This is a genomic window from Exiguobacterium sp. SH1S1 (assembly GCF_004337245.1).
GTDB lineage: Bacteria > Bacillota > Bacilli > Exiguobacteriales > Exiguobacteriaceae > Exiguobacterium > Exiguobacterium aurantiacum_A.
The window spans coordinates 305,987-327,405 of record NZ_SJUZ01000001.1; the positions used below are offsets into that span (position 1 = coordinate 305,987).

Genomic DNA, 21,419 nt, shown 5'->3' on the forward strand with positions numbered 1-21,419 from the left:
GTCTGCATTCAATCGAAACGATGGATGAACAATCCGCTCTTCAGTTTCGGATCGAACCAAGTCGATTTCGGTGGCATCTGTCCGGATTCATCGGCGACCTGCATCAACTCTCCCATCGCCGTAGCGTGACATGTCAACACGACGACATCCGGTCGCTCGGCCAACCGTTCCAGTTGTTCGACGGCGTCTGAGCCGCCGACGAAGTCAATCCGTTTATCGGTCCGGACATCGTCCACTCCGAAGTACGGTTCGAGAATATCCCGTTGTAGCGTGGCAACGTCGAGAGCTGCGGTCGACTGTCGTTTCGTCAACTCATACTGTTTGCCGCGGTAAGACAATCCGAACGAACCGCGCGCTTGCGGAACGACGAGGCCGTCAGTCGACACCACTTCGTACGAGAACGAAATCCCGTCCAATAAAGCCGCGACTTCTTCAGGCGTAACATCGGTCAACAGGCGATGGTACGGCAAGATCGTCAACTCGTCGCTCGGGAAGAGCACACCTAAAAAGTGATCGCGCTCTAGTTTCGATTCACCTTCAGGCAGTTCTAGCGCCGCGACGACAGCCGCCGCTTTGGCCCGATGATGCCCGTCGGCGATATAGATGGACGGGATCGTCGCCCCGATCATAATGACACGCGCCTGGTCTTTCGGCGGCACCGCATAGCCTTCGTGCAAGACACCTTGACTGTCCGTGAAGGAAAATAGAGGTCGTTCGTTCGTGGCGGCTTCAAGGATACGCCGTAACGCCTCGTCCGGCTCATGGCTCAGTAAAATCGGTCCGGTGTGCGCTTTCGTCGCCGCCACATGTTCGACCCGTTCCCGCTCTTTCACTTCTCGTGTATGTTCATGGATCTTGATGCGGCCCGCCTCATAATCCGCGACCGAAAACGTCGCCACGAGACCGGTTTGACGCCGCCCTTGACTCGTCAGCCGATAGACGTAAAAGCCGTTTGCCTGTTCCGTCAGTTCAGTCGCGTACAACCGTTCCAACTCGGTCCTCGCACGTCGTCCCCACGCTTCGAGCGACAGGTCAGCGGCAAACAGTTCCGGCTTATCGACCGAGAGAAATGAGTTCGGACGTCGCTCGACGTCTCCTCGTGCCTGTTCGACGTTCACGACGTCGTACGGGTCGGCCGCCACAGCTTCAGGATGGGCCGGCATATACGGTTTAAACGGTTTAAATATGACCATATTGATCCCTCCTTAAAATTCACGGACGCGCATGACGCCCTCGATGTCGTACAAAGCATGCACGGACAGTTCTTCTTGTTTATGGTTATCGATGTCGATCATCGTGTAGGCCACATCGTTCCGGCTGCGATTCACCATGTTATCGATGTTGATCCCGTTCTCGGCGAGCCGGCTCGCAATTTGACCGACCATGTTCGGGACGTTCAAGTGCAGCACCGCCAAGCGTCGCTTGCCGACGTAAGGAAGTTCAGTGTCCGGAAAGTTAGCGGAATTCCGGATGTTTCCGGTCTCTAAATACAGTTTCAGCGTATCGACGGCTTGAATCGCGCAATTCACTTCGGATTCTCGTGTCGAAGCCCCAAGATGCGGAAAAGCGACGACTTGAGGATGGCCGAGTAACGCCTGTTGCGGGAAGTCTGTAATGTACGTCGCCACTTTATCTTGTAACGCCTCAATCAAATCAGCATCGTTCACGAGCTCGCCACGGGCGAAGTTCAATAACGTCACCCCAGGCTTCATCCGTTTGAACCAACTAGCGTCGATCAAGTTGCGTGTGTCATCCGTGAGCGGCATATGGATCGAGAGCAAATCGACGTCTCTGAGCAAATCGTCCAAGTGCTTGGCTCGTTTTACTTGCTTTGATACGTTCCACGCTCCATCGACCGATAAATGCGGGTCGTACCCGACGACGTCGACACCGAGCTGAAGCAGGTCGTTCGCGAGCGACGCCCCGATCGCGCCGAGGCCGACGATGCCGACCTTCTTGCCTCGTAATTCAGAGCCGACAAAGCGACGCTTCTCGTCTTCCATCGCCCGCTCAAGTAACGCTTGGCTTGGGAACGTTTGCTCGTTCACCCAACGCGCGCCTTCAAGGATCGGCCGGACCGATAAAAGCATGCTCGCGAGTACGAGTTCTTTGACCGCGTTCGCGTTCGCCCCTGGTGTATGGAACACGACGACGCCTTGACGCGCCAAGCGCTCAAGCGGGATGTTGTTCACCCCAGCCCCGGCCCGGGCGATCGCGAGCAAGTACGGGGGAATCTCGGCGTCGTGAACGTCATGGCTCCGAATGACCCAGGCATCGGCCTGCTCCACTGCGTTGACGGCGTATTCTCTCGGCTCAAAACGCTCTAGCCCGGCTGATGCGATTTGATTATATGTTTTGATGTGAAACATCGTATCCCTCCTGTTCAAATGCTTGCATCACTTCGACTAGACGAACGACTCCTTCGAGCGGCATCGCGTTGTAAAGACTGGCCCGCAGCCCTCCGACCGAGCGGTGGCCACCAAGTTCGATCAATCCACGTTCCTCGGCGAACTGTTGAAACGCTCGATCCGTCTCGTCCCGTCCCGTCGTGAACGGAATATTCGTCAATGAACGGATATCTCCTGTGACGAGCGACCGGAACAACGTTGAGCCGTCTAAATAAGCATACAATCGCGCGCTCTTCTCACGGTTGCGCCGTTCCATCTCGGCGACGCCACCCGTCCGTTCGACCCAGGCGAGAACCCGTTCGGCGACATACATGCTAAACGTCGCCGGTGTGTTCAAAACGGTGTCGGTGTGACGGGCGTAGTTCAAATAACTTGGCAAATCGCGGTCGACAATCAAGTCGCGACGAATGATGACGACGCTTAACCCGGCCGGTCCGATATTTTTTTGGGCGCCTGCGTACAGCAGACCGTAGCGGCTCACGTCGATCGATTCTGCCAAAATATTGGAGGACACGTCCGCGACGAGCGGGATGCCTGTATCCGGAAGCATCGTATAACGTGTCCCTTCGATTGTATTGTTCAACGTCAAATGGAGATAATCGGCGGTCTCGCCATCCCCTTCATAGTCAGGCAGTTCCCGATAGTTCGAACTCGCCGAACTGCCGACGACGGCGACGTCCCCATAGTGGCGGGCATCAGCAATCGCTTTTTTCGACCACGTGCCGCTGTCGAGATAAGCGAAACGCCCTGTCGTACGCAAGTTCATCGGAATCATCGAGAACTGGAGCGTCGCCCCGCCTTGCAGCCAAAGGACGGCGTAATCGTCTGAGATGTCCATCAATCTCCGCAGCCTCGCTTCGAGCGCCTCGGTAATCGCAATGAAGCGCTCCGAACGGTGGCTCATCTCGACGATCGAGACACCCGTTTTTTGATAAGACAGAAACTCGTCTTGCACTTCTTGTAGTACCGATTTTGGCAAAACGCTCGGCCCTGCTGAAAAATTATAGACGGTCACCGCTACTCCTCCTCTATTTTTCTGTAAGTGGGTACTATTCCGTACCGAACGTCACGAATCCTGCCAAATGAAAAAAATCGCCCTTATCCATGGATAAGGGCGACCACTCATTCTTCGTCCATCGACAAGACGGACATGAACGCTTCTTGCGGCACTTCGACGGATCCAACCATCTTCATGCGTTTTTTACCTTCTTTTTGTTTCTCGAGAAGTTTACGTTTCCGCGAGATGTCGCCGCCGTAACATTTGGCAAGGACGTTTTTACGTAACGCCTTGATCGTCGACCGGGCGACAATTTTCGTGCTGACCGCTGCTTGGATCGGCACTTCGAACTGCATCCGTGGGATGAGCGCCTTTAACTTTTCAACGATGACTTTCCCACGTTCGTAGGCGAAGTCGCGGTGAACGATAAAGCTGAGCGCATCGACGAGCTCGTTGTTGAGGAGAATATCCATCTTGACGAGGCGTGACGGACGATACCCGATCAAATCATAGTCCAGTGAGGCATAGCCTTTCGTACTTGATTTCAATTGATCAAAGAAGTCGTAGACGATTTCACTGAGCGGAATATCGTACGTGATTTTAACACGGGTCGTATCGATGTACTCCATATCGATAAAACTACCACGTTTCTTCTGACAAAGTTCCATGATCGAGCCGACGTAATCGTTCGGTGTCATGATCGCCGCTTTGACGTATGGCTCTTCGATCAATTCAACTTTTTGTTGCTCAGGCATCTTCGACGGGTTATCGACGTGGATGACGTCTCCTGACGTCGTCGTAACGTGATAGATAACCGACGGTGCCGTCGTGATCAAGTCAATTCCAAACTCGCGCTCGATCCGCTCTTGAATGATTTCCATATGAAGCATGCCGAGGAATCCGCTACGGAAACCAAATCCGAGCGCTTGTGACGTCTCGGGCTCGAACTCGAGTGCCGCATCAGATAACTGGAGCCGCTCAAGCGCTTCACGCAAATCGTTATACTTGGCCGCATCAATCGGATAAAGACCGCAGTATACCATCGGGTTCATCTTACGGTAACCAGGAAGTTGCTCGGTCGATGGGTTTTTAGCGAGCGTGATCGTATCACCGACACGAACGTCGCCAACCGTTTTAATCGATGCTGAGAGCGTACCAACGTCTCCGACATTCAACTCTTTCACAGATAACGGTTTAGGTGTCGAGACACCAAGATCCGTCACTTCGAACGATTTACCGGTCGACATCATTTGAACTTTATCCCCGACTTTGACCGAACCGTTGACGACTCGGATCGAGGCGACGACGCCACGATACGCATCGTAATACGAGTCGAAGATCAAAGCCTGAAGCGGTGCTGACGGATCTCCCGTCGGCGGCGGCACAAGCTCTACGATTTGTTCAAGAATTTCTTCAATCCCGATTCCTGCCTTGGCAGAAGCCGGCACCGCATCACTGGCGTCCAGTCCGATCACGTCCTCAATCTCTTGACGGACGCGTTCGACGTCAGCCGACGGTAAGTCGATCTTGTTGATGACCGGGATGATCTCGAGGTCGTTGTCGAGTGCGAGGTAGACGTTTGCGAGCGTCTGTGCCTCGATCCCTTGGGCGGCATCAACGACGAGGACCGCACCTTCACACGCTGCGAGTGAGCGCGAGACTTCATACGTGAAGTCGACGTGTCCAGGCGTGTCGATCAAATGAAGGATGTACTCAACTCCATCTTTTGCGGTATAGTTCAATTTAACAGCGTTCAATTTGATCGTGATGCCACGTTCCCGTTCGAGATCCATCGCGTCAAGCGTCTGTTCTTTCATTTCACGCGCCGTAAGCGCACCAGTTCTCTCGAGAATCCGGTCAGCTAGCGTCGACTTGCCATGATCGATGTGGGCGATGATGGAAAAGTTGCGAATCTTCTTCTGACGGTTCTCTAATTCTTGTTTATTCATATATGGGTTCACCTATCCTTCTCATGCATACCGTGTCATTATATCAAAATCCTAAGTTAATGTGTACGACCTACTACAACAATACCACATATAGTTTTCAGAATAATCATCAAGTGGTTGCTTTTCGAATAACCGTTTGCTACAATTGTGCTTGTTCTGTTGAATGATTACTTGAAGTAATGAGAACATACACTTTCTTGTTTCAGGAGGTGAAATAACATGGCAAATATCAAATCAGCAATCAAACGTGCAAAAACTTCTGAAAAACGTCGCGTCGCTAACTCGCAAGAGAAAGCAGCAATGCGTACAGCAGTAAAACGTGTCGATACTCTCGTCGTCGAAGGAAACAAAGAAGCAGCTCAAGAAGCTTTCGTCCTCGCTACGAAGAAAATCGACAAAGCTGCAGCAAAAGGTCTCATCCACCAAAACAAAGCAGGTCGTGACAAATCACGTCTCGCAGCTCGTATCGCAGCTCTCTAATTAGAGAACAAACGAAACAGCCGCCTCCGTTCAGGAGCCGGCTGTTTTTTTGTATAGCATGACGTAATGTGTCCCGATGCCTTCAATTTCGAACGGATCCCCGACGATGACGAGGCCGTTGCGTTCGTAAAACCGGACCGCGACCTCGCGGGCGTTACACCACCAAGAAGCGTTCAATTCACGATGGACCGCCTGTAAGAAACGAGATCCGACGCCTGTCCCGGCGACGGCCGGATTGGTGGCCATGCCGCGCAGTTGAAACGAAACTCGTTCGCCAGACAGCTCCCGGTCTTGTCGCATCACCGTCGCAATCGATAAGATGCGCCCGTCTTCAGCCCAGGCGTAGTGACGGGTCGACTCGGCGTCATCCCCGTCAAAATAACACGTCGAAACGGCTAAACCTGGACGCAGTACTTCATGCCGGAGCGGGACCACTTCTTCAAGCAACACTTGCTGCAACATACAACCACCTCACAGTAATGTTAATTGACAGACGAGCGTGTCAAACACGATCTGTTTGTCGCCCCGTCCTGTCTTCATCGCTTCGTCCGCATCGGCGATGAGCGTGAGCGCCTTGGCGAGCTGCGCCTCTGAAAAGTTACGGCTCGCTTGCGTCGCCAGTTTCACCGTATAAGGGTGGGCGCCAATTTTTGAGGCGATTTGCTTCTCGCCGTACCCTTTCTCGGTCAACTGCTTGGCGAGGTACATATTTCGATATTGACGAGCGAGCAACGCCAAGAGACCGATCAGTTCTTGGCCTTGTTTTTCTAAATCACGGACGAGGCGCAACGCCAAATCGGCCCGTCGGCCCACCAAATACTCGGACAGTTGGAATACGTTATCTTCTAGCGTCCGAGGCACGAGATCGTTGACGATTTCAAGCGGGATGTTGGCTCCGTCGCCAGCATAGAGCTGGAGCTTCTCCAGTTCCCGGACGAGCTTGCCCCAGTCGTCTTGACAAAGGAATAGCAAGCGTTCGACCGTCGTACGCTCCATCGACTGCCTGCGCCGGTTCAGCTCGTCATTGACGTAGCGCATGAGCTCGCTTTGGCTCGGCTTCTTCGCCTCGAGGACGATGGCTCGCTCTTTCAAGCGCTTGACGACTTTCTTCCGTTCATCGAGTTTTTCCGCTTCAACGATGAAGACGAGCACCGAGTAAGGCGCCGGCTGCAACACGTACTCGGTCAACCGCTCGAGATTTTGCTTTTGTTTTTCTTTGGCGCCGGTTAAAAATTGGGCCTGTTTGACGATGACGGTGCGGTAGTCACTAAAGAACGGTACCGTTTCAGCCTCGTCTAACGCCGTATCGAGTGACGTTTCATGTAAATCGAGCTGCATGACGTCAAATTTGTCGCCGGACGGACTGGCCGCCTTGACGATTTCTCGTTCCCACGTCTCGAGTAAGTACTTCTCTGTCCCGTACAGGACGTATACGTTCGACAACTTGCCGTTGTGCAACCACGGTTCATTCAACACACACACCACTTTCACAATTTATTCTTATCTAAACATAGATTATCCTTCTTTGATTCGCTATACTTAAAACGGAACCATTTTAAGGAGGGACTCACTATGCATATTAACTCGGTTCGCCCGCAAAGCGAAAACCCGTTTGAGAACGACGTGCAGTGCAAACGTAACGATGCGATCGATTCAGCAATCGGCTTCATCGTCCCGTTCGGCTTTTTCTTCACGATTTTCGCAATCGGTGTTCTTATCAAATTTTTAAGTCTTTAAGTCGTAAAGCGATTGCCCCGGGGGAGCAATCGCTTTTTAGTTTATCATAGTTTTCACGGCCTGACTGCCCTTCTCACGCTCCCCTGACACCCTCCCCGCTCACAGACGACCATCCCGTCCTCATCCGTCCGTAACAACCGCCTTCCCTGAATACGGGCGAGCGTGTCTGGATGAGGATGACCGTATCGATTGTTGGCGCCGACGCTGACGACCACAAACTCTGGATCGATGCGAGCGATCAAGTCAGCACCGGAAGACGTTTCGGCCCCGTGATGGCCTAGTTTGAACACATCGACGTCGACAGTCGGGATCAACCGCTCGTTCGCCTCCGGTAAGTCACCCGTCAATAAATAGGACAAGTCTCCGACTTTCATAAAAACCGACACTGAATTCGCATTCTCGTCCTCACCCGCATCAACCGGTGTGACGACCCACATCCATGGATAAGGCCGCTCTCCTGCTTCTAACAACCGCACGTTCACGTCATACGGTTCGAGCTCGTCGACTAACGCCCGCCGCTTCGTTTCATCGGCCACTTCCGCCGCGATCCATACTTCCTCGACCGGAATCAGATCAAGCACGCCCGTCAGCCCACCGATATGGTCATGGTCGGCATGCGTCAGCAAAATGAAATCAAGTCGGGTCTCGCCTCGTTTCCATATGTAAGGGACGACGACATCGGCACCCGGGTCGAACGTCGACCGTTTCTGCTCGTCCGGATGTTGAAACACGCCGCCGACATCGATGACACCGGTGATGCCGGCTTGCTCGACGACGATGGCGTCCCCTTGCCCGACGTCTAAAAACGTCACCCGCGGCTCCTCCGACCATTCTAACCAGACGTGCAGCGCAAGCAGCGAAACTGAAGCAATGACCCATCCGACCGCTCGTCTCTTATCTAATAGAATCAATCCAATCCCGAGCAACACGAACAAATAGACCGCATGCCAAAATGTGATGTCGTGCAACGGGACCCACGGACGATACGTGTGATGCATCTGAAACATCCCGTTCAACCCGTCGAGAATCGGATAGAGCGTCGGTTCGAACTGCGTCATCACATAAGTGACGAGTGCAAGCGGAAGGATCGCCCAGGAAATCAACAATCCGGCAATCACGTTGTACACCGGAGCAAAGATTGAGATAATCGGCTGGATTTGCCATAAAAAAATTAAACCGAACCATTGGGCATAAAGCGCTACGCTGAACAGATTTGTCCACATCGACCGTGTCAAAAGCAAAAACAAGGTCATACCGACTGTCAATTGAAACCCGAGATTCCATAGCAAGTACGGTTGAACGGCTAACAAGGCTGCCGCACACCAACTGAGCATACGAACCGGGTCGCGAATCGTCTGACCGAATAGCGACAAGACGAGCACGACATCAGCGACAAGCACGGCTCGTGCCACCGGCGGCGAAAAACCGGTCAGCCAACCGAATGCGGTCACGCAGACGATCACGAGACCAAGTTTCGTCTCCCGATGAAGCGGCAACGGACGAAACACCCATCTGAGCGCAAACACGAGCAAGGCGATGTGGGACCCGGAAATGACGAGCAAATGAAGCAGACCCGTCACGCGATAGGAGAACGATGTCTCCTCGTCGAGCAGACGGCTCTCGCCAAACAGTAACGCCTCCATGTAAAGCGCCACGTCCGGACGGTGCGACGCTTCGATCCGTTCGAGCTGACGTTCTTTCCAGCGCAGCATGCGCCCATTTAATCCGTCACTCGGTCGACACCGCTCGACATGGACATCCTTCCCTTTAAAAGACAATCCAGCCCCGTGCGCCCATTTCGCCTCGTCAAAACCTCCTGTATTTCGAAGCGGTGAAAAAGGGACTGGTTCGAACGTGACGAGACACGTCTCACCCGGCCGCCCGAGCTCGACGTCGCGCCCGATCAAGACCCCAGACATCCCGTTCGATTCACCATAGAGTCGAACCGATTGACCGTTGTCGCGTCGGCTCTCGATCGCAAAGACTGAGTCCCCGGCTTCATGTACCGCCGGGTCAGAACTTTGTAACAGGACTAGGAAAACGAGTGAGATCGCACCGACATGTGTGTAGATCGTTTGCCGACGCCACGTCAGGAACAAGGCTAGCCCGAACAAGAGCACGACACCAAAAGCCCCGGACTTCCAAGCAATGAATAGACCAATCGGGATCAATGGATAGATCGGCATATCACGGGACCAACAAATAGCCTTCCATGCTCTCGAGCGTTTTCTCACCGAACCCTTTGACGTTCCCGAGCTCGTCGTACGATTTAAATGGACCGTTTTCTTTCAAATAGTTCAAAATAGCGTCCGCTTTGGCCGGACCGATCCCGGGGACGGTCATCAACTCTTCTTTCGTCGCACTGTTGACGTGAATGCCGTTCGTCGTATCGGTTTCCGGGACTGCAACGGCCTCTCCTTGTTTCGGTACCGTGATTTTCGTGCCGTCTACGAGCAATTGGGCTAAATTCAGCTGTTCAGGGTCAGCTTCGTCCGTCAACACGGCGAGAGACAAGACGTCCCCGACTCTAGCCCCTTGCGGCATCGTATACGTGTCGGGCGCTTCGACCGCTCCCGTGACGTAGACGACAACTTCTGTCACCGGGCCCGCCTCTGCTTCCTCCACCGTCGTAAACTCCTCGACCATCGTCGTTTCCGGCTCTTTCGAATAAAACATATAGCCGACACCGACGAACAAGATGACGAGCAACGCGACGACATACCGTTTCCACTTCTCCATATCGTTCCCCCCACATAAACGAATGTCTCTTCATTAGTATGCGAGAAATAGCCGGCTCACGCTCAAGTCCTAGTTGCTAGATGCGGTCGCAATGCTTGACCGTTCACCCACGGATCGATGGCGTATCGGAACGCAAAAAAGAGACAAGCCGAAACTTGTCTCTTTGCTCTTCAACTTGTCTCATTGCTCTTCAAAATGTTGAACTTGGCTCGCCAGTGAGGCGGCTTGTCCTTCTAGCTCTTGCATCAAGGCAAAGATTTGATCAAAGCTTGCCTGTTGCTCTTTCATCGAGGCGGCGACTTCTTCGTTACCGGCTGCTAATTCTTCGGTCACACCACTCACTTCTTCGACGCGTTTCAACACGTTCGTGACTTCACGGCTCGAAGCGACCATTTCTTGTTCGATCGTGCCCACGAACGAGGCCACGTGATCGGTCCGATCATGGATGCGTGTGAACGCTTGCTTCGTCAGTCCGAATGCTTGAAGTTGCGCCGTTTGCTCGTGGCTCGACTCTTCGACCATCTCTGTCAAATTGCCGACCTCGTCCCGAATCGTTTGGACGACCCCGAAGATCGAACGCGTCGCCACATTACTCTCCTCAGCCAATTTCTTCACTTCACTTGCGACGACAGCAAAACCTCGTCCGGCCTCACCGGCTCGTGCGGCTTCGATCGCGGCGTTCAAGGCAAGTAAATTCGTCTGGGCGGCAACGTCTTCGACAAGTTTTGCCATCTTCTCGATTTCTTCTGTTTTTCTCGCGAACTGGTCCATCCGTTTGACGAGCGATTGATTCCGCTCGCTCGAGCGCCGTAGAATATGTTCTTGATCCGTCAACGTCTCGATTCCGGCTGCCACTTCACGCGTCATCTCGGTCGTCTCTTCGGTCGTTTGTTTCGTCTGGTTCAAGCTCGTCTCGAACGACGTCGCCATGATCCCGACCGACTCGAGCGTCTCTTGAAGTTCAGTCGCGATCGATTGGGCCCCGTTCGCCATCTCATCGACCGCGTTCGTGATATTTGACGTCGTACTCGCGACCGCTTCATTTTCAGCGGCGGCCGTCTCTGTCATCTCATTCACTTTGACCGACGTGACCCGGATCGAGCCAATCACGGTTTGAAGCGACGCCGTCATATCTCGCATGGCGCGTTCTAGTCGGCCGATCTCATCGCGTCGCGTTGAATCCGGCAACGTGATCAAATGCCCGGCCGCGATCGCCTCGGCTGCTTTTACGTTCCGTTCGAGCGGAAGTGTGATCGAGCGGGCGAAGAAGAAGTTGTACAGGCTTAACACCGTGATGACGAACACCGTCAACAAAATTGAGACGAGGAACAGGCGCTTCGTCTCGTCGGCCGCTTCTTTTTGCAACGCCTCGTAAAACGTTCCGTTTTTTAACAACAACGTGTTCACGTCGTTCAAGACCCCTTCTAGTTTCGCCGCTTGAATCCGGGCAGCAATGCCGCCTGCTTGAGCCGTTTCAATATTTGCTCCAATGCGCTCATATTTGGCTGTGGCTCGGTCAAGGTGAGTTGAAAACTCATCGATCAAATAGGTTTGATTCATCTCTTGGAACGTCTCCGTGTTCGTGGCACGAATCCGCTCGAGCTGCGTCAGTGTCGATTGACTCATCTGTTCACCGAGCGACGTCCAAAGGGATTGTTCTTGCAAAAGTGACGTCTCGAGTTGAGATAACTCGATCATCTGGGTTCCGTATTGCTCATTGTACGTCTGCAACCGGTTCAACGTCGTCAATACATAACTCATCATCAAAACGATGAGTAAGACCGTGAATACGGTCGAGAAGATAAAGCGTTTGCGTAAAGTCATTGTAACGTCCCCTCCAGCAACCGTTTCTGAACCGCTTCAAACTGCTCTGTCTCTTCATCGGTCCATTGCACACGGCGCAGCGCTGCTAGCCCGATACCGCCCTCTTCGATTCCGAGTTCGATATGGTCGTTGATCGCTTCTGTTTGAAGACTGTCCGCGATCTTGACGATGGCCAAGTCGACTTGCTTTAGCATCGACGTGATGACTGCATCGGGTGCGATCATCGATTGATCGCTGTCGACGCCGATCGCCTTGATCCCGTTTCTTTCAGCCGTCTCGAGTACACCGACACCGGTCAGACCGGCCGCAGCGTAAAGCACGTCGGCCCCTGCGGCAATCTGTTTTTCCGCCAATTTCCGTCCAATCTCAGGCGAGGCGAAATCGTTCGCGTAGTCAACGATCATTTCGACGTCCTCGTTCACGCTTTTCGCCCCTAACTCGAACCCGGTTCCAAATTTCTGGATCAACTCGTTGTCGACTCCTCCGATGAATCCGATTTTATCGGACTCGGTTTCAAGTCCCGCGACCGCACCGGCCAACGCGCTGCCTTCTGTCTCTTCGAACGTGACCGAGATGACGTTTGGTAACGTCGATACCGCGTCGACTAAGGCAAATTGTTGATCTGGGTGCTTTGAAGCCACAGTTTCTAGATCGGTTTGACTCGCGAAACCGAGACCGACGACCACATCGTGTCCATCTTCGACCAATTGCTCAAATCCTACTTTGTATGTTTCAGTCTCGTCCAATTCTCGATAATCGACGAACCAATCTCCCGTCTCTCGTAACTGCCCCATGCCACGCATCGCAGCGTCACTGAACGATTGGTCCCCGAGACCAACGTCAGACAGGACGACACCCATCGATTGGCGAGGTTCGACCGTCTGTTCGGGCTGATCGATGACAGACTGACACCCGGATAGCCAAACGATACAAGTCGTCAATGCGCCGATTATAATTGTTTTGTTCATAACATGTACTTCCTCTCTCTAATGGTCTGACATCTCATGTATCGTCTGATTTACACCGGGTTTGAAGTCAAACCTTTTAAAACTTAGGGCAATAATTTGAACGACGTCACGACAAACAAGGCTGCAGACGATTGCCTGCAGCCTTCTTGATTCAACTTATTCTTCTGACGCCGCGACGGTCGTTTCCGTCAACTTCCGTTCAGCAGTCGGTGAGGTCGGCACATTGCCTTTTCCGGCAAAATTATCAAGCAAGTCTTTCATATCGATGCCAGACGACGCTTTGAGCGTCTGCTGCAGTGAAGCCATCAAATCAGTCGCGTAACCCGTGACTTTACCGGCTCCCCCGTCTTTACCGCTCCCCGTATCGACGACCGTGATTTGGTCGATGTTACCGAGCGGTGCCGCAATTTGCTTCGCGTAGTCAGGAAGCATCTTGACGACCATGTCGAGAATGGCGGCTTGACCGTACTGTTCGAACGCCTCGGCGATCTTTTGTTTCGCTTCGGCTTCGGCGAGACCAGTAAGACGAATAATATCGGCCTCTGCTTCCCCTTTCGCCCGTTCAGCATCGGCTTCGGCGACACCAGCGAGACGGACGCGTTCGGCATCGGCTTTCGCCTCGGCCTCGATGCGGTACTTCCCGGCATCTGCTGCGGCGATTTGACGAGCTTTATCAGCTTCCGCAGCCTGTTCGATCGCATAGCGGTCGGCGTCGGCTTTTTTCTTCACTTCTGAATCATATTGCTTTTCACGACGCATGATTTCTTTCTCTTCGAGCTCGATTTGCTTTTGACGCTCGATGATTTGAACTTGCATCTGTTGCTCTGTGACTTCTTGTTTGGCCTTGGCTTCTTCAAGCTCGTACGATTGGTCAGCCCGTGCTTTAGCGACATCTTGCTCGCGGCGGTAGTCGGCGATGCGGAGTTGGTTCTCTTTTTCCGCTTCCGCGATTTCAGAGTTTCGTTCAAGCTCCGCTTTCCTCGCGTCCTTCATCGCTTCCGCTTGTTTGATGCGCGTTTCTTTATCCGCTTCGGCCGTTGCGATGTCGGCGTCACGTTTTACTTGGGCGATCCGTGGCTTCCCGAGCGACTCGAGGTATCCGTTCTTATCCCGCACGTCTTTAATCGTGAACGAGACGATGACGAGGCCCATCTTCGCTAAATCTTGCGAGGCGACACGTTGCACTTCTTGCGAGAACTTGTCGCGGTTTTTATAAATCTCTTCGACCGTCATCGAACCAAGGATCGAACGAAGGTGACCTTCGAGCACTTCTTTCGCCTCGTTCTCACGCTCGATTTTCGGTTTGCCGAGGAATTGTTCGGCCGCTGTCGCGATCTCACTGATCGAGCCACCGATTTTAATGATGGCCGTCCCGTCAGCCATGACCGGGACTCCTTGCTCGGTATACACTTCAGGCGTCGTTACTTCGAGCTTGCTCGAGAGCAAGCTGAGCGGTTCCGCTTGTTGGAATACTGGCAAGACGAACGCCCCGCCGCCGCGAATGATTTTGACGCGGTTACCGGAAGCGTCACTGTGGACGTTCTTTTTACCTAAGTAGCTCCCGGTGACGATGAGCGCCTCATCCGGTCCGACTGTACGATATTTCAAGACAAACACGAAGATCAAGGCGAGCAAAATCACCCCGACGATAATACTGACTAAAATGGTTGTGTCCATACATTATTGCTCCTTTCGAATAGTGGGTTCGTCATATTCCATGACGACCGCGATATTTCGTTGTACTTCGATGATGACGACTCGACGATCACTCGGAATCGCTTTCCCGTCAATACTTTGTGCCGTCTTCAAAATCGAACCGACGACCGACTCGACGAGCACTTCACCGTAACCGCCTTCCGGGACGGGGACGGTCAATCGCCCGACCAATCCGACGAGCGACTCATCAGTCATACCAATCGACTCTTCCGCATTTGACAGCGGTAGGAGGACGAACAAGTATAGTAACGTCGTGAGCGCGAATGAGCCGGCGAGCGCCACCGCGAGACCGATCATCGGCGACACATGGGCGAGCGCGTTCAAGATTAACCCGATCCCTGCCCCGAGCGCCAGGAAAGAGAGGATGACGGCCGGATTGAACCAGCCTTCGAAGAAATCGAACGCGTCCGAGAACAGCATGTATAAAAATGTACCGAGACCGGCAATGATGAGTACCCACCAGTACAGTTGATCTAACGATTCCATTACCATCCCTCCTCGGTGCGGCGCTGTTGTTCATATGCGAGCACACGTCGCAAATGTTCGACTTCAAGTGCGAGCGCCTGTTCAATCGTATCCCATTCCGATAACGGCCGGGTCGGATACTGTACCGCCTTCCGCACGCGACCAAGCGTTCGTTCAAGGTTTAACCGATCATACCGGTCAACCTCTTCGAGCCGTTCCTGACGCAGTAGTTTTAAATAGTGATCGACTTCGCCCTGTAACGTAATAATCTGCTCTGTCGCCGCCTCCGACGACTCTTGCATCAGCAGGCGACGCACCCTGACTTGATGGGCAACCAGTTTGGCGATCCTGGCCTCGAGCTCGAGAATATGTTTATAGAGGAACTCTGCCTCATCTTGGTCCGTGTCATCGCGCCACCACATCTCCGTCTCACCTCACTTCTTTTCTACTCACTCATTCATACGTATCAATTGAATCATTGGTTTCAAAATGCGCGAAAAAAATGTAAGATAAATTTGCGAACGTTAAGAAAGGAAGTGCTCACTTTGGGCAATCAAGTCATCAAACTATCGACCGCGGCTCAAGAACAATTAATCCAGAGCTATCGCGCTCACGCGGTCAATCCGCCACCACACGCTCGCTTCAGTGCCAAGACGCCCCACTGTGTGATCACCGTGTACAATTCGGGAAAAGTCATGTTTCAAGGTCGGGCTGCGGATGAAGAGGCGGCCAAATGGGGAGATTCCATCAAAAAGGAAACGTCCGTTCCAAAACATACGTTACCGGCCGGTTTTTCCGATTGGTCCGTCATCGGGAGCGATGAAGTCGGGAAAGGCGATTATTTCGGTCCGCTCGTCGTCGTCGCCGCCTACGTCCCGAAGGAAAAGATTGCCCTCGTCAAAGAACTCGGCGTCAAAGATTCTAAATTGCTTACCGATAAAGATATTTTACGCATCGCTAAAGATTTGCACGTCACGATTCCCTACCAGAAAGCGACGCTGCACAACCCGACGTACAACAAAATGCAACGGACGATGACGCAAGGGAAGATGACCGCGATCGCCCACAACGCGGCGTTGTCGGCGCTCTTGAAAAAGTTAGACGAGACGCCAGAAGCGATTCTAATCGACCAGTTCGCCGAAAAAGCCGTCTACTACAGACATTTGAGTTCTGAGACCGATATCGTCAAAGACGATGTCTACTTCTCGACGAAAGCGGAAGGCCTCCACGTCGCCGTCGCCGCCGCCTCGATCCTCGCCCGCGCTTTTTTCTTGAAAGAGATGGACAAATTGAGCGCGACGCTCGGTGCCACGTTACCGAAAGGGGCCGGAGCGAAAGTCGATCAAGTGGCCGCGACCTTGATCCTTCGCTACGGTCAGGAACGTTTGAACGATATCGCTAAAGTTCACTTCGCGAACACGAAAAAAGCAATGCGTTTATGCGAGCAGAAACGATAGTTCTCACTTCAAAGATATGTTATATTTGTTTTATGGTTCAATGAACTTAAAAACTTTTGGGGGATAGCGTTCATGTTGCATTATAAAACGTACACATTAAGCGACGACCATCCTTGGGTCATCTTCATACATGGCGCAGGCGGGAGTCTATCTCACTGGTATCGTCAAATTCGTCCATTTCGAAAGAAATATAACGTCTTGCTGCTCGACCTCCGCGGTCATGGCGGCTCATATAACGAAGAACAATCTTTGAATCAACCACTCAACGCCTACACACTCGATGTCGTCGTCGAAGACGTCGTCGAAGTGATGAACCATTTAAATATTGAAAAAGGTCATATGGTCGGGCTATCGCTCGGGACGATCGTCATCCAAGCGATGTTCGAGCATCACCCCGACCGCATCGCTTCTGTCGTCTTAGGTGGTGCGATCGTCAAGTTCAATGTCCGCTCGACCTTGCTCATCCGGCTCGGCAGCCTCATGCAAAGTTTCGTGCCTTACATGTGGCTGTATCAACTATTCGCTTGGATCTTGTTGCCGAAGAAACGGCATAAAAAATCGCGGATGATGTTCGTGCGCGACGCGGCCAATTTGTGCCAACGCGAGTTCATCCGTTGGTTCAAGATGACGGAAAACATGAATCCGCTGCTGCGTCACTTCACTTCAATCCAAACATCCGTCCCCATCCTCTACATTATGGGCGACGAGGATTACATGTTCCTTGAGGCCGTCGAACGAACGGCGAAGCATCAACCGACGGCACACGTCCAAGTCGTCCACGATTCGGGGCATGTCGTCAACGTCGATCAACCCGATACGTTCAATTCCATTTCAATGGACTTCATCGATCAACAAGTCGGTTTACTGGCAGCCAGTACGTCTTAAGTCTATACCGTTAAACAGAGACTCACTTCCTTAAACGGAAGCGGGTCTCTGTTTTTGTCTGTGGAAAAAATATTTTTCAGAAAGTTTTCAGAAAATATTGATTATTGAAAAATATCGTGTTACTCTTAGAAAAATCTTGAACAGAGGAGCTGGCGACGATGCGTACACCATTACATAACGGCCTACTGATTATTATTCGACTGAGGGACTGAAAAATCGACTCGCTGACCGAGACGAATTTTTGGGCCCTTGTTTCGATGGTTTCGGACGAGGCGCTCATGGTATGACCGACGCGCCTATCCAATCAGGATAGGTTTTTTTATTGGAGTAACACATATAGAGGAGATGATGGAAGTGAAACAGTACGCAATGGATCGGATGATCAAAATATCAGCAGGGATGGCTAGCGCCGTCCTCGTCACACTCGGGGTCGGACTCTTGATTGAAACGATCGGTAAGATGGCCGGAATCGAGACGCTCGTCTTGATCGGACAAGTCGCGAAGTCACTGCTCGCCCCGGCGCTCGGTGCCGGAGTCGCCTATCAGCTCGGCGGCAACACCCTCATCTTATTCAGTTCGATGATTGCGGCGACCGTCGGGGGTGCGGCCCTTCAAGCGACGGAGAGCGGGCTTGTCCTCGTCCCCGGTCAACCGATCAGTGCCTTGATTGCTGCAGCTGCGGCCGTCTGGTTAGGCAAACGTGTCCTCGGTAAGACGAAGTTCGATATGATGGTCGTCCCGGTCACGGCCGTGCTCGGCGGAGGCATCGTCGGTGTCGGCGCCGCTGCCGTCACGACACCGATCATCAACTCGATCAGCGCGAGCATCACTTCGTCGGTCAACACATCACCGATCGCAACGTCACTCGTCATCGCCCTCGTCTTCAGCGTCATGCTCATGTCACCTGCCTCATCAGCCGCGCTGGCGATCGCACTTCAGCTCGACCCGGTCGCAAGTGCCGCCGCCTTGATCGGCTGCACCGCCCAATTCGTAGGCTTCACGCTCATGGCTTACCGCCAAACCGATCCAGGCGGCTTGGTCGCATCATTTTTCGTCACACCGAAAGTCCAGTTCCCGAACGTCGTCAAAAACCCACGGGTCGTCATGCCACCGTTCATCGCCGCCATGATCAGCGCTCCGATCGCGACGCTTTGGTTCTCACTCGAGGTGCCGTATGAGATTGCCGGGCTCGGCTTGAACTCAATGATCGCCCCGCTCAATATCCTTGCCGCACAGGGTATGGAAGCGTTTCTCGTCTTCGTCGGCACCGGCGTCATCCTACCGGCTGTCATCACGTTCCTTCTTTACAAAGTGACTTGCCTCGTCGGTTGGACGAAGTTCGGTGACTTGGCGCTTGAAGTTCAATGAATTCTAAAAACAGCGATTCCCTTTATTGTGGGAATCGCTGTTGTCTGTTAAGCGCGTACTTCTGCGCCGTATTTGGTTTTGACTGCTTCGATGATTGCATCATACGACGCTGTCACTTCCTCATCAAGAAGTGTCCGCGTCGGATCTTGATATTTGAGCGAGAAGGCAATCGACTTCTCAGCTTCACCGACGTTATCGCCCGTGTAGACGTCGAACAGAGCAAGCTCGATCAAGAGCGGACCCGCCGCTTGTCTGATCGTCGCCTCGACTTGACCGGCCGGAATGTCACGCTTCAATACGAGCGCAAGATCTCGCGAAATCGATGGGTAACGTGGTACGTCTTGATAGACGAGCATCGCTTCAGACTTCAATGCGCCAAGGTCGAGCTCGAAGACGTAAACTTCTTTCAAGCCGTATACGTCTTTCGATACGGCCGGATGGACTTGCCCGACGTATCCGATGACGTTCCCCGCGACGAGAACGTTCGCCGTGCGGCCAGGGTGCATGTCTGAAATGACGGCCGCTTCGTACGTCACGTCGATGCGTTGCGAACGCATCAGTGTATCGACGATGCCTTTCGCGACGAAGTAATCGACCGGGATGCGTGTTCCTTGCGAACGGTGATCGTACCAAAGTCCTGTCACTACGCCCGCGACGCGTTCCGTTTCGCGTGGCAACGTCTCTCCGTGCTCTACGTACACCCGTCCTGTCTCAAATAGACGGACGTTCGCTTGTTGACGCGCCGTGTTATAACGGGCCGCTTCAAGCAACCCAGGAACGAGTGATGTCCGTAACACCGAACGCTCCTCGCTCATCGGCATGGCGAGTCGGACTGTCGTCGCTCCCTCACCGTCGAACCGTGATGCATGAAGCTCGCTCGTGAGCGAGTACGTGATCGCTTGTGACAAGCCCGTTCCTTGAAGGACGCGGCGCACTTGACGACGTAGTACGTTGTCTTTTGGCAGGTAGCCTTTCGACTGCGACGCCGGGAGCGTCGATGGAAGGCTGTCGTATCCGTATAGTCGCGCCACTTCTTCCGTAATATCAGCCGGCACTTCTAGGTCCGGTCGCCGCGACGGGACATGAACCGTCAACGTTTCGTCTCCTGTCACGTCTAACCCGAGCCGCTTTAGAATATGTTTGATCGTCGTTTGGTCGAGGTCCATCCCGAGTCGATGGTTAATATAATCGATCGACACGTCAATCGTGCGGGCGTCGGACGCTTTGCTTCCGGCGATGACCGGCTCACTGATTGTCCCGCCGCTCACGTTGACGATCAATGCAGCGGCACGGTCAAGCGCGAGGAGTAAACGTTCCGGATCGACTCCTTTTTCGAAACGGGCGCTTGAATCAGAACGAAGACCGAGCGTGCGGCTCGTCTTCCGGACCGAGGCCGGCGTGAAGTAAGCCGACTCCAGGATGATGCTCGTCGTCGTCGCGTCGACTTCGGTATTCGCTCCGCCCATCACTCCAGCGATTGCGACCGGATGTTGTCCATCGGTAATGACCATCATCGACGAATCGAGTGTGCGCGTCGCATCGTCAAGTGTGACGATTTCTTCTCCGTCCTGGGCTTGGCGAACCAAAATGGTACGGCCGAGCTTAGACGTGTCAAACGCATGGAGCGGTTGACCGAGTTCGAGCATGACGTAGTTCGTCACATCGACCACGTTGTTGATCGGGCGCACACCTTCCGCGATCAAGACGTTTTTCAACCACTGTGGCGACTCGCCAATCGTTACCCCGTCGACGCGACGCGTCGCGTAGTATGTGCAGTTGTCTGTCTCGAGTCGCACAGACACGTCGTTCGGTGTATCTGTTTCGACATCGGCTGCTGGCAACGTATACGGGCGTTCTAAAATCGCCGCGACTTCATGAATGATGCCGTATAGGCTAAGGCAGTCCGAACGGTTCGGCGTCAATCCGAGTTCAATCACTTCGTCATCGAGATCGAGCAAGCTGATGACATCCGCTCCGACTTCAACTTCTTCCCGGAACGTATGGATGCCGTCCTGTTCGTCTTCGCGAATCTGTTTTTTCTCGAAACCGAGTTCTTCGAGCGAACAGATCATGCCTTGCGACTCGACGCCACGAAGTTTTGCTTTTTTGATTTTAAGGCCAGGTAGTCTTGCGCCGACTTTTGCGACGATGACATGTTGTCCGGCCGCGACGTTCGGTGCTCCACAGACGATTTGGACAGGGCTGTCGTCACCGACGTCGACCGTTGTCACGTTCAACTTGTCAGCCTCTGGATGTTTCGCGCATGAAAGGACGTGTCCGACGACAAGACCTTTCAATCCTTCAGAGCGGTCTGTCACGCTCTCGACTTCAATCCCGTTTTTCGTGATCAAATCGCCTAACGCTTGCCCGCTCAAGTCTGAGACGTCGATATATTGGTTCAACCATTTTTTCGATAATAACATGTA

At 53.1% G+C, this 21,419-nt stretch carries 19 protein-coding genes; 5 read left to right on the forward strand and 14 right to left on the reverse strand.

Annotated elements, in window-relative coordinates; translation table 11 throughout:
• Positions 1 to 8: 8 nt before the first annotated feature.
• From EVJ23_RS01625 to lepA, 4 genes are all read right to left on the reverse strand, one after another.
• Positions 9 to 1,193 (reverse strand): DUF1015 domain-containing protein, encoded by a 1,185-nt coding sequence (locus EVJ23_RS01625; protein WP_131463813.1) that lies wholly within the window; start codon positions 1,191 to 1,193, stop codon positions 9 to 11.
• Positions 1,194 to 1,205: 12 nt separating this feature from the next.
• Complete coding sequence (locus EVJ23_RS01630; RefSeq protein WP_070326974.1) at positions 1,206 to 2,369, reverse strand: phosphoglycerate dehydrogenase; 1,164 nt, start codon at positions 2,367 to 2,369, stop codon at positions 1,206 to 1,208.
• Positions 2,347 to 3,423, reverse strand: coding sequence for a 3-phosphoserine/phosphohydroxythreonine transaminase (gene serC / locus EVJ23_RS01635; protein WP_131463815.1), 1,077 nt, complete (start codon positions 3,421 to 3,423; stop codon positions 2,347 to 2,349). Before serC ends, EVJ23_RS01630 begins: the two co-directional genes overlap by 23 nt.
• 107 nt (positions 3,424 to 3,530) lie before the next feature.
• Entirely contained in the window at positions 3,531 to 5,354 is a 1,824-nt protein-coding gene (gene lepA / locus EVJ23_RS01640; RefSeq protein ID WP_070326972.1) for a translation elongation factor 4, read from the reverse strand.
• A 219-nt stretch (positions 5,355 to 5,573) separates the two neighbouring features.
• Between lepA and rpsT the strand changes: the two genes are divergently transcribed.
• Positions 5,574 to 5,834, forward strand: coding sequence for a 30S ribosomal protein S20 (rpsT, locus tag EVJ23_RS01645; RefSeq protein WP_034778152.1), 261 nt, complete (start codon positions 5,574 to 5,576; stop codon positions 5,832 to 5,834).
• Between the two features lie 30 nt (positions 5,835 to 5,864).
• Here rpsT and EVJ23_RS01650 read toward each other — a convergent pair whose 3' ends face one another.
• Entirely contained in the window at positions 5,865 to 6,296 is a 432-nt protein-coding gene (locus EVJ23_RS01650) for a GNAT family N-acetyltransferase (protein ID WP_131463817.1), read from the reverse strand.
• Positions 6,297 to 6,305: 9 nt separating this feature from the next.
• Complete coding sequence (gene holA, locus EVJ23_RS01655; RefSeq protein ID WP_083273932.1) at positions 6,306 to 7,310, reverse strand: DNA polymerase III subunit delta; 1,005 nt, start codon at positions 7,308 to 7,310, stop codon at positions 6,306 to 6,308.
• A 96-nt stretch (positions 7,311 to 7,406) separates the two neighbouring features.
• Between holA and EVJ23_RS01660 the strand changes: the two genes are divergently transcribed.
• Positions 7,407 to 7,571 carry a YqzM family protein gene (locus tag EVJ23_RS01660; RefSeq protein ID WP_016508105.1) on the forward strand — a complete coding sequence of 55 codons (165 nt, stop codon included), beginning with the start codon at positions 7,407 to 7,409 and terminating at the stop codon, positions 7,569 to 7,571.
• 53 nt (positions 7,572 to 7,624) lie between these two features.
• On the opposite strand, the gene EVJ23_RS01665 is transcribed toward EVJ23_RS01660, so the two are convergent.
• From EVJ23_RS01665 to EVJ23_RS01695, 7 genes are all read right to left on the reverse strand, one after another.
• Entirely contained in the window at positions 7,625 to 9,757 is a 2,133-nt protein-coding gene (locus tag EVJ23_RS01665; protein ID WP_131463819.1) for a DNA internalization-related competence protein ComEC/Rec2, read from the reverse strand.
• Between the two features lies 1 nt (position 9,758).
• Positions 9,759 to 10,310 carry a helix-hairpin-helix domain-containing protein gene (locus EVJ23_RS01670; RefSeq protein WP_070326967.1) on the reverse strand — a complete coding sequence of 184 codons (552 nt, stop codon included), beginning with the start codon at positions 10,308 to 10,310 and terminating at the stop codon, positions 9,759 to 9,761.
• Between the two features lie 180 nt (positions 10,311 to 10,490).
• Positions 10,491 to 12,134, reverse strand: a complete 1,644-nt coding sequence (locus tag EVJ23_RS01675; protein ID WP_131463821.1) for a methyl-accepting chemotaxis protein — start codon at positions 12,132 to 12,134, stop codon at positions 10,491 to 10,493.
• On the reverse strand, positions 12,131 to 13,102 hold the full coding sequence (locus EVJ23_RS01680) for a BMP family lipoprotein (RefSeq protein ID WP_131463823.1): 972 nt from the start codon (positions 13,100 to 13,102) through the stop codon (positions 12,131 to 12,133). Before EVJ23_RS01680 ends, EVJ23_RS01675 begins: the two co-directional genes overlap by 4 nt.
• Before the next feature lie 156 nt (positions 13,103 to 13,258).
• Positions 13,259 to 14,779, reverse strand: coding sequence for a flotillin lipid rafts scaffold protein FloT (locus EVJ23_RS01685; RefSeq protein ID WP_070326964.1), 1,521 nt, complete (start codon positions 14,777 to 14,779; stop codon positions 13,259 to 13,261).
• A gap of 3 nt (positions 14,780 to 14,782) precedes the next feature.
• Positions 14,783 to 15,304 (reverse strand): NfeD family membrane protein, encoded by a 522-nt coding sequence (locus tag EVJ23_RS01690; RefSeq protein WP_083273931.1) that lies wholly within the window; start codon positions 15,302 to 15,304, stop codon positions 14,783 to 14,785.
• Positions 15,304 to 15,705, reverse strand: coding sequence for a hypothetical protein (locus tag EVJ23_RS01695; RefSeq protein ID WP_070326962.1), 402 nt, complete (start codon positions 15,703 to 15,705; stop codon positions 15,304 to 15,306). The genes EVJ23_RS01690 and EVJ23_RS01695 overlap by 1 nt, the downstream gene beginning before the upstream one ends.
• A 123-nt stretch (positions 15,706 to 15,828) precedes the next feature.
• On the opposite strand from EVJ23_RS01695, the gene rnhC reads away from it, so the two are divergent.
• The 3 genes from rnhC (at position 15,829) to EVJ23_RS01710 (ending at position 18,993) form a co-directional block, all read left to right on the forward strand.
• Positions 15,829 to 16,740 carry a ribonuclease HIII gene (gene rnhC, locus EVJ23_RS01700; RefSeq protein WP_131463825.1) on the forward strand — a complete coding sequence of 304 codons (912 nt, stop codon included), beginning with the start codon at positions 15,829 to 15,831 and terminating at the stop codon, positions 16,738 to 16,740.
• A gap of 72 nt (positions 16,741 to 16,812) precedes the next feature.
• Entirely contained in the window at positions 16,813 to 17,625 is an 813-nt protein-coding gene (locus EVJ23_RS01705) for an alpha/beta fold hydrolase (RefSeq protein WP_071397801.1), read from the forward strand.
• 345 nt (positions 17,626 to 17,970) lie between these two features.
• Positions 17,971 to 18,993, forward strand: a complete 1,023-nt coding sequence (locus EVJ23_RS01710) for a PTS sugar transporter subunit IIC (RefSeq protein WP_131463827.1) — start codon at positions 17,971 to 17,973, stop codon at positions 18,991 to 18,993.
• A gap of 47 nt (positions 18,994 to 19,040) precedes the next feature.
• On the opposite strand, the gene pheT is transcribed toward EVJ23_RS01710, so the two are convergent.
• Positions 19,041 to 21,416 carry a phenylalanine--tRNA ligase subunit beta gene (gene pheT / locus EVJ23_RS01715; RefSeq protein WP_131463829.1) on the reverse strand — a complete coding sequence of 792 codons (2,376 nt, stop codon included), beginning with the start codon at positions 21,414 to 21,416 and terminating at the stop codon, positions 19,041 to 19,043.
• Positions 21,417 to 21,419: the final 3 nt, after the last annotated feature.

What these genes read in the sequence shown, in the direction of transcription:
- EVJ23_RS01660 (WP_016508105.1), top strand. Translation starts at nt 7,407, where the DNA reads ATGCATATTAACTCGGTTCGCCCGCAAAGCGAAAACCCGTTTGAGAAC.
- rpsT (WP_034778152.1), top strand. Translation starts at nt 5,574, where the DNA reads ATGGCAAATATCAAATCAGCAATCAAACGTGCAAAAACTTCTGAAAAA.
- EVJ23_RS01675 (WP_131463821.1), bottom strand. Translation starts at nt 12,134, where the DNA reads ATGACTTTACGCAAACGCTTTATCTTCTCGACCGTATTCACGGTCTTA.
- EVJ23_RS01710 (WP_131463827.1), top strand. Translation starts at nt 17,971, where the DNA reads ATGATGGAAGTGAAACAGTACGCAATGGATCGGATGATCAAAATATCA.
- EVJ23_RS01690 (WP_083273931.1), bottom strand. Translation starts at nt 15,304, where the DNA reads ATGGAATCGTTAGATCAACTGTACTGGTGGGTACTCATCATTGCCGGT.
- EVJ23_RS01650 (WP_131463817.1), bottom strand. Translation starts at nt 6,296, where the DNA reads ATGTTGCAGCAAGTGTTGCTTGAAGAAGTGGTCCCGCTCCGGCATGAA.
- EVJ23_RS01630 (WP_070326974.1), bottom strand. Translation starts at nt 2,369, where the DNA reads ATGTTTCACATCAAAACATATAATCAAATCGCATCAGCCGGGCTAGAG.
- EVJ23_RS01670 (WP_070326967.1), bottom strand. Translation starts at nt 10,310, where the DNA reads ATGGAGAAGTGGAAACGGTATGTCGTCGCGTTGCTCGTCATCTTGTTC.
- EVJ23_RS01680 (WP_131463823.1), bottom strand. Translation starts at nt 13,102, where the DNA reads ATGAACAAAACAATTATAATCGGCGCATTGACGACTTGTATCGTTTGG.
- EVJ23_RS01685 (WP_070326964.1), bottom strand. Translation starts at nt 14,779, where the DNA reads ATGGACACAACCATTTTAGTCAGTATTATCGTCGGGGTGATTTTGCTC.
- EVJ23_RS01665 (WP_131463819.1), bottom strand. Translation starts at nt 9,757, where the DNA reads ATGCCGATCTATCCATTGATCCCGATTGGTCTATTCATTGCTTGGAAG.
- pheT (WP_131463829.1), bottom strand. Translation starts at nt 21,416, where the DNA reads ATGTTATTATCGAAAAAATGGTTGAACCAATATATCGACGTCTCAGAC.
- EVJ23_RS01705 (WP_071397801.1), top strand. Translation starts at nt 16,813, where the DNA reads ATGTTGCATTATAAAACGTACACATTAAGCGACGACCATCCTTGGGTC.
- EVJ23_RS01625 (WP_131463813.1), bottom strand. Translation starts at nt 1,193, where the DNA reads ATGGTCATATTTAAACCGTTTAAACCGTATATGCCGGCCCATCCTGAA.
- lepA (WP_070326972.1), bottom strand. Translation starts at nt 5,354, where the DNA reads ATGAATAAACAAGAATTAGAGAACCGTCAGAAGAAGATTCGCAACTTT.
- EVJ23_RS01695 (WP_070326962.1), bottom strand. Translation starts at nt 15,705, where the DNA reads ATGTGGTGGCGCGATGACACGGACCAAGATGAGGCAGAGTTCCTCTAT.